General features: G+C 74.6%; 3 protein-coding genes. 1 reads left to right on the top strand and 2 read right to left on the bottom strand.

Annotation, left to right across the window (positions count from 1 at the left end; all coding sequences use genetic code 11):
• Window positions 1–1,181, top strand: a 1,181-nt coding sequence (locus tag H5J30_RS25065; RefSeq protein ID WP_181789626.1) for an ABC transporter permease, incomplete at its 5' end; no start/stop codon positions are given.
• Window positions 1,182–1,322: 141 nt separating this feature from the next.
• Here the strand turns inward: H5J30_RS25065 and H5J30_RS25060 are convergent.
• Both H5J30_RS25060 and H5J30_RS25055 read right to left on the bottom strand, forming a co-directional pair.
• Window positions 1,323–1,613, bottom strand: a complete 291-nt coding sequence (locus tag H5J30_RS25060) for a muconolactone Delta-isomerase (protein WP_018839378.1) — start codon at window positions 1,611–1,613, stop codon at window positions 1,323–1,325.
• Between the two features lie 34 nt (window positions 1,614–1,647).
• The coding region (locus tag H5J30_RS25055; protein WP_181789625.1) for an aldehyde dehydrogenase family protein at window positions 1,648–2,900 on the bottom strand (1,253 nt) is incomplete at its 5' end.

Below are 2,900 nucleotides of genomic sequence, written 5' to 3'. Positions count from 1 at the left end.
CGGTGGCGGCGGCGGTGACGATCGGGGCGCTGGCGGTGACGTTCGCGGTGGGCCTGGGGACGTCGCTGCTGGCCCTGGAGCGGGAGGGGACGCCGGATGCGACGGGGGACGTGATGGTGCACCGGATGACGGGTCCTGGCCCGCCCGGCGCCCCGGGCGCTCCGGGCGCCCCGGGCCCTTCGGCCGGGCACGAAGAGGCACCCCCCGGCGCGGAACCGGCCCCCTCGCCCGCACCCGCCTCCCCCACCGGATCCACCGCCCCCGCCAAGGAGATCGCCGCGGCGATCGGGGCCCGCGAGGAGACGGAGCACTACTTCGCCACCGCCGAAGCGGACGTGACGGTCACCGGCAGGAAGGGCGCCGTACCGCTGGTCACGTACCGCGGCAAGGCCCCCGCCGACGGGCACCGCCTCGCCGCCGGCCGCTGGTTCGCCGCCCGCGGCGAGGCGGTCGCACCCGCCCGCTTCCTGGCGGCCACCGGCACCGAGATAGGCGACACCGTGACCCTCCGCGACGGCACCCGCACGGCCGCACTCCGCATCGTCGGCGAGGTCTTCGACCTCGGCGACGAGGGCATGGCCGTCCGCACCGCGTACGCCTCCGTGGCCGCCCTCGTGCCCGACCTCGAACCCGCCGAGTGGGCGGTGGACCTGGTCCCGGGCACCGACCGGGGCGCCTACCTCGAAGCGCTCAACGCCGACCTGGAGCCGCTGGGCGCCGAGGGGACCTTCTCCGAGAACGACGAGGAGTCCCCGGTGATCGTCGCCATGCAGGCGCTGATCGTGATGCTCACGGCGATGCTGGTGGCGGTGGCCTGCCTGGGCGTCCTCAACACCGTCGTCCTCGACACCCGCGAACGGGTCCACGACCTGGGCGTGTTCAAGGCCCTGGGCATGAGCCCGAGGCAGACGGTCGCGATGGTCCTCACCTCGGTCGCGGGCATCGGCCTGGCCGCGGGCGCGGCGGGCGTCCCCCTGGGGGTGGCCCTGCACCACTACGTGGTCCCGGAGATGGGCCGCTCGGTCGGCACGAACATCCCGGACGCCCTGGTCGGCATCTACACGCCCGCACACCTGCTCCTCCTGGCCCTGGCAGGCGTGGCGATAGCCACCGCGGGCGCCCTGCTCCCCGCCACCTGGGCAGCAGCCACCCGCACGGCAACGGCCCTACGCTCGGAGTGACGAGTCGCCGCCGCGGACGGGCCGGGGGTCAGCCGACGTACTTTCCAGGTGAGCGCCAGCTTCACCCACCCGGGCGCGGATGGATCACATTACGTGACGAACCACTCCTTCGAGTGATCATCAACTGGCCTCTCCCGCCCCTCACACCTCCGCCGCCTTCGGGTCCACCGGGTGGACCGCCAGGGCGTGGACCGTGACGTCCATCCACGGCCACACCGGCAGCGACGAGATGATCGCGTGCATCTCCGTCGGGTCCGCCGCCCGCCACAGGCCCCAGTTGTCCGTGCGGCCCGGGACCCGCCACATGCGGACCAGGTGGCCCGCCTCGGCGAGTTCCGCCGCGCGGCGGCGTTCGGCCTGGGAGACGGAGTCCTTGTACTCGGGGTCCATGCCCTCGGGCCAGGTGATGCGTATGTTGATGAGGAATTCCATGGGGTTCCTGTCGTCTCGTCGTGCGGGGAAAGCGTCAGGCGCCGAACGGGTCCGCCGGCGTGCCGTATTCGGTGACCACGGACTTCGTCTGGAGGAATTCGGCGACCGCCTCGACGCCGTTCTCCCGGCCCAGGCCGGACTGCTTGTAGCCGCCGAAGGGGACGCTCCAGTGCAGCAGGCGGTACGTGTTCACCCAGACCACGCCCGCGTGGAGCCGGCGGGACACCCGGTGGGCGCGGGCGGCGTCCCGGGTCCAGAGGCCGGCGGCCAGGCCGTATTCGACGCCGTTGGCGATCTCGACCGCCTCGTCGTCGGTGTCGAAGGGGTGGACGGTGACGACCGGGCCGAAGACCTCCTCGCGGCAGACCGCCGCGTCGGGGGCCGCGTCGACGAGGACCGTGGGCTCGTACCAGTGGCCCTCCTTGAGGTCCGGCGCCACCGGTGCCCGGCGGGCTCCGGTCAGGGCGCGGGCTCCGCCCGCCAGCGCGTCGGCCACGTAGCCCTCGATCCGCTCCAGCTGCGCCGCCGACGCCACCGGGCCCACGTGGGTCCCCGCGTCCGCGGGGTCGCCCACCCGCAGGCGGCCGACGGCGTCCGCGTACCGGCGGAGGAACTCCTCGTACACCTCCCGCTGTACGAGGATCCGCGAGCCCGCGACGCACGTCTGGCCCGCGGCGGAGAACGCGCCCTGGCGGGCGGCGGTGACGGCGGCGTCCAGGTCGGCGTCGGCGAAGACGAGGTGCGCGGACTTGCCGCCGGCCTCGCAGACGTAGCGCTTCATCAGGCCCGCCGCGCGCGCCCCGAGGGTTCGGGCGACCGCGGTGCTGCCGGTGAACGTCACCATCGCCACGTCCGGGTGCTCGACCAGCCGGCCGCCCTCCTCCGCGCCGCCGATGACGGTGCTGACGACGCCGGGCGGCAGCCCCGCGTCCAGGGCCAGTTCCGCCAGCCGTACGGACGACGCGGGGGCGTGCGGCGGCGGCTTGAGGACGACGGTGTTGCCCGCGGCCAGCGCCGGGGCGAGCTTCCACGAGCCCAGCGACAGCGCGCCGTTGAACGGCGTGAACGCGGTGACGACGCCCAGCGGCTCGTGCCGGATCAGCGCGTCGGTGGTGGCGCCGAGGGTGCGGTGGCGGTCGTCGAGGGTCTCGGCCGCGGCGGCGAAGTAGCGGTACCAGCGGGCCAGTGCGCGCACCTCGCCGCGGGTGGCCGCCAGCGGCTTGCCGTTCGCCAGGGTCTCCAGCCGGGCGAGTTCGTCGGCGTGGTCCACGATGACGTCGCCGAGCC

Origin of the sequence: Streptomyces phytophilus, assembly GCF_013870535.1 — a bacterium.
GTDB lineage: Bacteria > Actinomycetota > Actinomycetes > Streptomycetales > Streptomycetaceae > Streptomyces > Streptomyces phytophilus.
This window is presented reverse-complemented; position numbering and strand designations above follow the sequence as displayed.